At 72.6% G+C, this 8545-nt stretch carries 5 protein-coding genes and 3 pseudogenes; 5 read left to right on the forward strand and 3 right to left on the reverse strand.

Annotated elements, in window-relative coordinates; all coding sequences use genetic code 11:
- The first annotated feature begins 113 nt into the window (after window positions 1-113).
- Entirely contained in the window at window positions 114-2441 is a 2328-nt protein-coding gene (locus ACFY2B_RS43415; protein WP_390768595.1) for a GH92 family glycosyl hydrolase, read from the forward strand.
- Window positions 2442-2468: 27 nt separating this feature from the next.
- Here the strand turns inward: ACFY2B_RS43415 and ACFY2B_RS43420 are convergent.
- The 3 genes and pseudogenes from ACFY2B_RS43420 to ACFY2B_RS43430 form a co-directional block, all read right to left on the reverse strand.
- Window positions 2469-3337, reverse strand: a pseudogene (locus ACFY2B_RS43420) (fumarylacetoacetate hydrolase family protein).
- Between the two features lie 78 nt (window positions 3338-3415).
- Complete coding sequence (locus tag ACFY2B_RS43425) at window positions 3416-4321, reverse strand: hydroxyacid dehydrogenase (RefSeq protein WP_390768596.1); 906 nt, start codon at window positions 4319-4321, stop codon at window positions 3416-3418.
- 119 nt (window positions 4322-4440) lie between these two features.
- Window positions 4441-4881: pseudogene (locus ACFY2B_RS43430) on the reverse strand (dihydrodipicolinate synthase family protein); the annotation flags it as partial.
- A 49-nt stretch (window positions 4882-4930) separates the two neighbouring features.
- Between ACFY2B_RS43430 and ACFY2B_RS43435 the strand changes: the two are divergent.
- The 4 genes and pseudogenes from ACFY2B_RS43435 to ACFY2B_RS43450 form a co-directional block, all read left to right on the forward strand.
- Window positions 4931-5617: pseudogene (locus tag ACFY2B_RS43435) on the forward strand (GNAT family N-acetyltransferase); the annotation flags it as partial.
- A 104-nt stretch (window positions 5618-5721) separates the two neighbouring features.
- Entirely contained in the window at window positions 5722-6219 is a 498-nt protein-coding gene (locus ACFY2B_RS43440; protein WP_390768597.1) for an HIT family protein, read from the forward strand.
- A 111-nt stretch (window positions 6220-6330) separates the two neighbouring features.
- Window positions 6331-6969 (forward strand): LysE family translocator, encoded by a 639-nt coding sequence (locus ACFY2B_RS43445; RefSeq protein WP_390768598.1) that lies wholly within the window; start codon window positions 6331-6333, stop codon window positions 6967-6969.
- A 449-nt stretch (window positions 6970-7418) separates the two neighbouring features.
- Window positions 7419-8393 (forward strand): CAP domain-containing protein, encoded by a 975-nt coding sequence (locus ACFY2B_RS43450; RefSeq protein WP_390768599.1) that lies wholly within the window; start codon window positions 7419-7421, stop codon window positions 8391-8393.
- The last annotated feature ends 152 nt before the right edge of the window (window positions 8394-8545 follow it).

An 8545-nucleotide genomic window follows, 5' to 3' on the forward strand; every position in this document is an offset into this window, starting at 1 on the left:
CGGTACGCCGGACGCGTGCGCACCCACTCTTGACGAGTACACGTACAACCCACAGAATGACCCCGCTGCATTGTGACAACGTTGTCCAACGTACTCGGGGAGGGCTTACGCCCATGAGATGGACCCAGCGCATACGCCGTACGGGCACGGCGGTGGCGGCGATCGCGCTTCTAGGCGCCGCCCTCGCCGCGCCCTCCGCGCAGGCCGCGACCGCACGGAACGAGCGACTCACCGATCTGGTCAACCCGTTCATCGGCACCGAGAACGAGGGCAACACCTACCCCGGTGCGGCCGTGCCGTTCGGGATGGTGCAGTTCTCGCCGGACACCGGGCACAACACCGGATACGACCACTCCCAGAACCACATCCGGGGCTTCTCCCTGGTCCACCTCTCCGGTGTCGGCTGCGGCCTGGGCGGCGATCTGCCGGTGCTGCCGACCACCGGCGACGTCACCGAGACCGACAACGCCAAGTACCAGGCCGAGTTCAGCCACGACACGGAACAGGCCGGCCCCGGCTACTACAAGGTCGGCCTCAAGGACGGCATCGAGGCCGAACTGACCGCGACCGCGCGCACCGGTGTGCAGCGCTACACCTTCCCCGCCACCGACAAGGCCAACGTCCTGCTCGATGCCGGACAGTCGCTGCACCGGAACCTTTCCGGCAAGGTCGAGATCCTGGACGACCGGACGGTCCGTACCGAGATCACCGGCAGCGGCTTCTGCCAGGACACCGAGCCGTACACCGTCTACACCATCACCCGCTTCGACCGGCCGTTCACCGCGTACGGCACCTGGGACGGCGGCACGGTCACCGACGGATCCAGGACCGGCCGGGGCGGGGCGTACGTCCGCTTCGACACCAGCAAGGACCGGACCGTCGAGGCGACCACCGCACTGTCGTACGTCGACGCCCACGGCGCCGAGGTGAACCTCCGTGCCGAGGGCGGCCATTCCTTCCGACAAGTGCGTGACGCGGCCGAGCGGGCGTGGGAGGACCGGCTCGACGACGTCCGCGTGCAGGGCGGCGGCGACACCCTGCGCCGTACCTTCTACTCGTCCCTGTACCGGTCCTTCCTCGCACCGAATGTCGGCAGCGACGCCGACGGCCGGTACACCGGCTGGGACCAGAAGATCCACCGCGCGCAGGGCTTCACGTACTACCAGAACTGGTCCCTGTGGGACACCTACCGCACCCAGTCCCAGCTGCTGTCGCTGCTCGCGCCACGCGAGGCCCGCGACATGGCGATCTCGGTCATCAAGATCGACGAGGAGAGCGGCTGGCTGCCCAAGTGGGGTTACGGCACGGTCGAGACGAACATCATGACCGGCGACCCGGTCACCCCGTTCCTGACCAACGCCTACCAGCAGGGGCTGCTCAAGGGCTACGAGGAGCGGGCCTACCGCGCCCTCAAGAAGAACGCCGACGGCGTCCCGCCCGCCGACTCCCCGGCGGTGGGCCGCGAGGCGAACAAGGAGTACCTCGCGGGCGGCTTCGCGCCCTACGTCAAGGGGCGCCCGCACGCCAAGCCAGGCGACTCCGACTACGACCACGGCGCGTCCGCGACACTGGAGTACGCCCTGTCGGACGCGATGCTCGCCGAGATGGCCCACGACCTCGGCCACACCGCGGACGCCGCGCGCTACGCCGGCCGCGCCCAGAACTACCGCAGGATCTTCGACGCCTCGACCGGCTTCTTCCGGGCCCGGGACGCCTCCGGTGCCTTCACCGGACCGGCCGACCCGGCGCAGAGCGAGGGCTTCCACGAGGGCACGGCCTGGCAGTACCAGTGGCTGGTACCGCAGGACCTGCCCGGCATGGTGGACCTGATCGGCGGCACCGGGGCGGCCAACGAGCGGCTGGACTCCTTCTTCGCCTACGACCAGTTGGTGCAGGACCCCGCGAAGACCGCGCGCGAGGTGTGGGTGAACGGACCGTACGCGTACTACAACGCGGACAAGTACAACCCGCAGAACGAGCCCGACCTCATCGCCCCGTACACCTATCTCTCCACCGGTCAGCCCTGGAAGACGACCGACGTGGTGCACGCGGCGCTGACCCTGTTCACCGACACCCCGACCGGGATGACCGGCAACGACGACCTCGGCACCATGTCGGCCTGGAACGTGCTGTCGTCCATCGGCATCTTCCCGGTACAGCCCGGATATGACACCTGGGGCCTGTCCACGCCCGTCTTCGACCGGGTCGACCTCACCCTCGACCGGCGCTACTACCCGCACGGCGCCCTCACCGTGACGGCGCCGGGCACCTCCGACGCCACCCGCTACATCCAGTCGGCCCGCGTCGACGGCTCCGCGTACGGGCGGACGTATCTGACGACGGACGACCTGCGGGGGACGCGTGCGCTGGACTTCACCGTCGGCGCCGAACCATCCGGGTGGGGAACGTCCGCCGAGGCCGGGCCGCCGGCGCTGAACTGACCATCCGCCGGGCCGCCGTTCGGCGGCTCAGCGCGAGGCGAGCTGGGCGGCGGCGCACCGGGTGCGCTGCCGGCCCAGTCCCTCGATCTCCAGCTCGATCACATCGCCCTCGGCCAGGTAGGGGAACCGTCCGGACAGGGCCACGCCCTGCGGGGTGCCGGTGTTGATCACGTCGCCGGGTTCCAGCACGAGGAACTGCGACAGCTGCCGGACGAGTTCCGCCACCGGGAAGATCATGTCGGCGGTGCTGGAGTCCTGCCGGGCCTCGCCGTTCACCCAGGACCGCAGCGCGAGCCGCTGCGGGTCGGGGATCTCGTCCGGGGTGGCCAGCCAGGGGCCCAGCGGGTTGAACGTCTCGCAGCTCTTGCCCTTGGACCACTGGCCGCCGGAGCGCTCCAGCTGGAAGGCGCGTTCGGAGACGTCGTTGCTGAGCGCGTAGCCCGCCACCTAGGCCAGGGGATCGTCCGCCGCGGTGAGATAGCGGGCCGTGCGGCCGATGACGACGGCGAGTTCGACCTCCCAGTCGGTCTTCTCGGATCCGGGGGGGGAATCAACACGTCGTCGTCGGGGCCGACCACGGTGTTGGTCCCCTTGTAGAACAGGATCGGCTCGGTGGGCGGCGCGGAGCCGGATTCGGCGGCGTGGGCGGCGTAGTTCTGGCCGATGCAGAGCAGCGCGCCGGGCCGGGCGAGGGGCGGTCCGACGCGTTCGCCGGCGATGGCGGTCGCGGGCAGGGCGCCGTCGGCCAGGGCCGCGGCGGCGCGGGCGATGCCGTCGGCGGCGAGGAAGGCGGCGTCGATGTCCGGGGTGAGTCCGGACAGGTCGAAGCAGCGGCCGTCGGGAGTGGCGGCCACCGGGCGTTCGCGGCCCGGTGCGCCGATCCTCATCAGTCGCATGTGTCGGCTCCAAGTGGTCGTGCGGGTCGGCGGGTCGGCAGAGCCCGGGAGCGGTACGGAGCCCGTCCGGGCCGGGGTTCACTCGACGCGGGCGAGGGCGGTGCGGTCGACGGTGTGCAGCAGGGGCTGCCCGGTCGCGAACCGTACGATCTCGTCCACGGTGCTGTCGCCCAGGGCCTTGCGGCACTCCACCGTGGCCGCTGCCCGATGGGGTGTCAGCAGTACGTTGGGCAGGTGCCGCAGGGGGTGGTCGGCAGGCAGCGGCTCGGTGTCGTACACGTCGAGCGCCGCGTCGATCCGGCCGGTGCGCAGCGCGGTGACGAGGGCCTGTTCGTCCACCAGCCAGGAGCGGGCGGTGTTCACCAGGCCCGCGCCGTCCGGCAGCAGGGCCAGTTCCCGGGCGCCGATGAGGTGGTGGGTCTCGGGCAGCGCCGGGGCGTGCACGGCCACGATGCGGCTCGACCCGAGCAGGTCGTCCAGCGCGGGCTTGCGCACGCCGAGCCGGGCGGCCTCCGGGTCGGTGAGCAACGGGTCGTGGACGCTCACCTGGGCGCCGAGGGCCGTGGCGAGCGCGATGTAGGCGCGCCCGGTGCGGGATGCGCCGATCACGCCGACCGGGCAGCCGTTGATCTCGTGCCGCGGTGGTGCCGCCGAGGCCCGGTCCCAGTCCGCGCCGCCGCGCAGGGCGTGGTCGAAGCGGTGGACGCGGTGCAGCAGGGCGAGGGTGAAGGCCAGCGCGACCTCGGCGACCGAGCGTGCCATGGCGGCGCCCGCCTGGGTGACCCGGACGCCGCGGGCGAAGACTTCCTGCCCTGCGTACGGGCTGATCGCGCCGCCGGTGTGCGCGAGCAGCGCCAGCCGCGGTGCCGCGGCGAGCAGTTCGGCGTCGACCCGGGCGGTGCCCCAGGCGGTGACCAGGACGCGGGCGGACGGGAGGACGGCGGCGAGCGCGTCCCGGTCCGTGTGGTCCTCCAGTACGGTCACGTCCGCCACGGAGCACAGCCGCTGCCAGGCGGCGAGGGGTGAACAGCTGGGCGCGCAGCGCTTCGGGCACCGCCACCACGGTCGGTACCCGTGCGCCGGGAGCGAGCCCGGCGGTGAGGTCAGCGGAGCCAGTCATCGAGGTGCTCCGCCACGAACGCGTCGTCGGTGACCCACGGGTGGGCCTTGCAGACCCGGGTCAGTTCGTCGGCCTGTCCGGGCGACAGGTGCTCGGCCGGGTCCAGGCACCAGGTGCCCGCGAGCAGGCCCTGGCGGCGCAGCACCTCGTGCACCCCGGCGATGCAGCCGCGGAAACCGCCGCGCACGTCGAACACCGCCGCGTTGGCCTCGGTGAGCTGCGGCGCGCGGCGCAGCAGTTCGACGGTGAGGGCGTGGTCGCCCGCCCGGGCCCGGCGCACCTCCGCCAGCAGCCGTACCGCGGTGTGCGTCCACACCGCCCACTGGCCGAGCAGCCCGCCGGCGAACCAGCGCAGGGCGCCGCCGCGGGTCCGGTAGGGGGTCAGCAGGTCGGTGACGATGGCGTCGTCGTTGCCGGTGTAGAGGGTCGGCTGTGTCGGCAGCGTCGCCACGCTCCCCCGGGCGCGCGGACGCGGCCTGGTCAGACGGCTGATGACGGCGGCGGCCGAGGCGATGGCGGCCGACGGGTGCGCCTGGTCGCTGTTGTTCACCGGGACGCCGGAGGTCTACCGGTCGGCCGGCTGGGAGACGTTCCCGGCGCCGTCCTGGCACGGTGTCCTCCCGGCCGCCGTCGCCGTCCCGGGACACCCCGGCATCCGGACCGCCGGCCCCGACGACCTGCCCCGGCTCATGGCCCTGCGCGAACGGTTCGACCGGGAACGGCCGCTGACCACCCTCCGTACCGCGGAGGACTGGCGCTGCCGGATCCCCCGCTGGTACGACGACTCGTGCCTCACCCTGGTCACCGAATCCACCGGAGGGGGCGGTACGGCGGAGCCGGGCGGCTTCGTGGTCGCCCGGCTGCCCGCGCACCGGACCGAGATCGTGGAGATCGCCCTCACCGGCCCCGCCCCGGCCGGAACCGCCCACGCCCTGCTGGCCGCCGTGGCGGACCGCGCACGGGCGGCGGGCCGCACCGAGGCCGTCGTACGACTGCCCGACATCCCGGAGGTGCGGGGCGCGGTGCGCCGGCTGCTGCCCGCGGCCGAAGCGGTCACCGAGTACACCGGCATGGCCCGTCCCCTGCTCGCCCCGCGCGAAGCCGTCCGGGCCACGGTCACCGCGCCCGGCGCCGTCCACTGGTTCGGCGACTCCTTCTGACCGCCGCCCCTCCGCGCCCGGCCGATGGCAGACTCGGCCACTGGAGCCGCGTATTTCCGGGGTCCCGTGACCGGGGTGCGGACCGTCGAGGAGGGGTGGCCGGGATGGAGCGGACAGCGATGGACCTGCGGACGTACGCGGCCCGGTCCCGGACCGGGCCGTGCTTCGTCTGCGCACAGGTGGCCGGGGATCCGGCGTACCGGCACGAGGTGGTGTACGAGGACGAGGCCCACCTCGCCTTCCTGGACCGGTGGCCCACCCTGCCCGGCAAGGTGCTGGTGGCACCGAAGGCCCATGTCGAGCATGTGGTGCGGGACTTGGACGAAGTGGCGTTCGGCCGGCTCATGGGCGTGGTGCACCGGGTCGCCTCGGCCGTGGAGGCGGTCTTCGCGCCGGAGCGGACGTATCTGCTCTCGCTGGGCAGCCAGCAGGGCAACGCCCATCTGCACTGGCACATCGCGGGGCTGCCGCCGGGAGTGCCCTACGAGCGGCAGCAGTTCCACGCGCTGATGTCGGAGCACGGCGTGCTGTCCCCGACCCCGGAGCAGAACGCCGAGACGGCGGACCGGCTGCGGGAAGCCCTGGCCGCTCGCTCCCGCTGACGGCCGGTCCTGTACGCGGCACACGGCCCTTCACGCCGCCTTGTCCGCCGCCCCGGCAGGGGGCGGAAAACCGGCTGACCGTGGCGAGCGGCGCGTGCTTGCATGGGGTGCATGGTGTCTGCCGACCGCTTGCTCGCCTTCGCCGCGATGTCGTTCGTACTGATCGTCATTCCCGGGCCCAGCGTGCTGTTCGTCATCGGGCGGGCGCTGGCGCACGGGCGTCGCGCGGCGCTGACCACCGTCCTCGGGAACACACTGGGGGCGTACGTGCTCATCGTGGCCGTGGCGCTGGGGATCGGCGCCGTCGTGGAGCGCTCCGTCGTCGTCTTCACCGTGCTGAAACTGGCCGGCGCCGCTTACCTGGTGTATCTCGGCGTCAGGGCGTGGCGGCAGCGCGGCTCCCTGCGGGCGGCGTTCACCGCGGACGAGGCCGGCCGGGGGAGCCTGCGCACGCTGTGGGAGGGATTCGCGGTCGGGGTGGCCAACCCGAAGACCATCGTGTTCTTCGCGGCCGTCCTGCCGCAGTTCGTCGAACCCGGCCGGGGCCATGTGCCGGCCCAGATGCTGTTGCTCGGAGTGGTCTTCAACGTCATCGCCATCGCCTCGGACAGCGTCTGGGGGCTGGTCGCCGCCACCGCACGGGACTGGTTCGCCCGCTCCCCGCGCCGGCTCTCACTGGTGGGCGGGGTCGGCGGGCTCGCGATGATCGGACTCGGGGTGACCGTGGCCGCGACGGGCCGCAAGGACTGACCGCGCGGACCTGAACCGGACACTGCCGACGGGACAGGAAACCCATAGTTCCGTGATATGTATCACAGCCACTCCGGGAATTAGCCCTCCTCGATAGTAGGCGCCGGTCCGGCGACATTCTGGATTTGTCCGTCTTGACACCTGTGTCCGCCCCGACCGGAAATGAGCCGTCCTCGTTCGCTCCCCATACCCATCGCATCCTTTGCAGCAAATGGTTTCTGACGGGTCGACGGATGTCAGGGCCGGAAGCGAAAGGCGGCCCTGCACGGCCGCAATGCCCTGACAAGAGGCGTGCCGCCTACGAGGTGCGGTAGTACCGAGGCCCTTTGCGCCGCAAATGAATCTCTCCTGAGAATCGACGCGCACGACATCGCCGCCGTCCGGGGGCGGGTCCACGCAGCGAGTCAGCCGCGCAAGGGGCGCTCGGCGATCACCGAGTGAGGTCACGCATGGGGAACCATCGCAAGAGCAACACATACCGGCGCATACTCGTCGCCGCCCTCGCCGTGGGCGTGGTCGGCGTACCGTCCGCCGCCATGGCCCGCGCCGACTGGCCGAGTCCGGGCGGCTCGGGACAGCAGTCCGGCAACGCGGCGAACGCCGCGGGGACGGGTTGGTGGAGCAACAACACCTGGCATCGGGACTGGAACCAGGGCGCGAACCAGCAGTGGCCCGCTCCCGGGGGCGGCGGCCGGGGCGGGGCGGCAGGCCGGCCTCCGGCCGGTGGACCGCAGGCCCCGGGCGGCGCCGCGCAGGCCCCCGGCGGTGCGCCACAGGCACCGGGCGGCGCCCCCGAGCAGCCCCCGGCCGGTGCGCCCGGGCAGCCGACCGCCGCGCCGGACACGTCGCAGACCGGCGCCCCCGAACCCTGGAGCGGGCCACCGTCGAAGCCGACGCACCACCACCACTGGAAGCCGAAGCCGCCCAGCGAGCCGGCCCCCGAGCCCAGCGCGCCGACGGCCGCGCCCGCCCCGAGCGACACGCCCGCGGACTCGCCGAGCCCGTCGGCCACGGACTCGCCCAGTCCGTCGGCCACCGACACCGGGTCCGCGACCGCCGACCGCATCCTCGAACTCGTCAACGCCGAACGCGGCAAGGCGGGTTGCTCGGACCTCAAGCTCAACGACACCCTGACGAAGGCCGCACAGGCACACAGCGACGACATGGCGGCCCACAAGAACATGTCGCACACCGGGTCCGACGGGACCTCCCCGGGCGACCGCATCACCAAGGCCGGCTACACCTGGAGCGCCTACGGCGAGAACGTCGCCTACGGTTTCTCCACTCCCGAGCAGGTGATGTCGGCCTGGATGTCCAGCCCCGGGCACAAGGCCAACATCCTCAACTGCGGCTTCAAGGAGATCGGTGTCGGTCTCTCGCAGCCGGGCAGCTACTGGACCCAGGACTTCGGAACCCCCAAGTAGTCGGCCAGGTAGTCGACGAGGAGTCCGCAGGCGGGGGGGGGGGGGGGGGGCGGCGGGCGGCGGGCGGCCGCGCCCCCCCCCCCCCGCCGCCCCCGCCGCCCCCCGCACCCCGACAGGGGGGGGGGTGTTGAGGGGGGAGGGGTGTGGGTAGG

It is taken from the genome of Streptomyces sp. NPDC001270 (assembly GCF_042896695.1).
In the GTDB taxonomy this organism is placed as follows: domain Bacteria; phylum Actinomycetota; class Actinomycetes; order Streptomycetales; family Streptomycetaceae; genus Streptomyces.